Annotated in this window: 1 pseudogene; it reads right to left on the reverse strand. The window is 67.6% G+C overall.

Annotation, left to right across the window (positions count from 1 at the left end):
- Nucleotides 1-1136 (reverse strand): annotated as a pseudogene (locus FJ980_RS33245) (hypothetical protein); the annotation flags it as partial.

Consider the following 1136-nt stretch of genomic DNA (forward strand, 5'->3'; position numbering starts at 1 on the left):
TGCCGCCGGTCCAGGCAGAGAGCGAATGCGCACCGGCCTGCAGTTTGGATAACGGCCGATCATGCCTTCCGGGCAACGCCGCCTGAAGATCGGCTGGCACTGGCCGTTGACCATTTGCGAGCCCGGCGCGCATTCGCTCTCTTGCCTGGACCGGCGGCATGCGCCGTCGATCACCCGGGTTCCACGCGGACAGACACACTCGCCGCGCTTGTTGTGGATCTGGCCGCGAATGTCGCACTGCTCCACATCGGGCTGCTTGCGCCGGCACACTCCATTGCGCAGCTCGGTCCCCCTCGGGCAGACGCAGTCGCCGTCCGCGCCGTGGACCTGGCCACGGATGGTGCACTGCTCGGGCTTCGGCCTGTCGCGTACGCAGGCGTTGGCATCCCGATCGAGATGCGTGCCCTTGGGGCAGGTGCAGCCATGGCCGTTCGATGTCGGCACCGATCCCGGTATCGCGCAGCCCGGCCTGGATGTCTTGACGCAGGCGCCATTCTCCAGCTCGGTCCCGCGCGGACAGACGCAGCGTCCATCCTCTGTGCGGACCTGGCCCTCGAGCAGCACGCAACGCTTTGGCTCCTTCGGCGGGATGATGACGCCGCCGGACGAGCACTGGCCGTTGCGATAGGTGGTGCCTTGCGGGCAGACGCACCGGCCGGCGTCGTTCATGACGAAGCCTGCCGAGCATTCCTTCTTCGTCTCATGGCTGATGGCGAAGGGATGGCAGGCATAGGCCTTGCCGCGATCGGCTTGGGTGTTGGCCTGGTCGCGGGAAAGCACATCGCCCCCGCCCTGCACCCGCGTATGGGGAGAAAGCACGCCGACGCAGTTCTGGCCGTTGACGCTGCCTTGCAGATTGGCCAGGCGGCTGTCGTCGGGGATGACCACGGTAACCTTGTGGACACGGCTTTCGCCGGCGCCAAGCGTCAGGTCGGCGATGCAGGATGCAGGCAAGGCCGCCGGTTCCGGCGAGCAGCCGAAGGGCGGCTCGATCGAGGTGATCGCGACGCCTTCCAGCCGGCCGAGGCCGTCGACGCCGATCGCATCGCCGATGCGGACCGGCCCGGAGAACCCTGCTCGTTCGAGATCACCATCACCAACGACGGCCCGGCGGAATTTTCCGGCCCGGTCCGCAT

Source organism: Mesorhizobium sp. B1-1-5, from assembly GCF_006443065.1.
GTDB lineage: Bacteria > Pseudomonadota > Alphaproteobacteria > Rhizobiales > Rhizobiaceae > Mesorhizobium.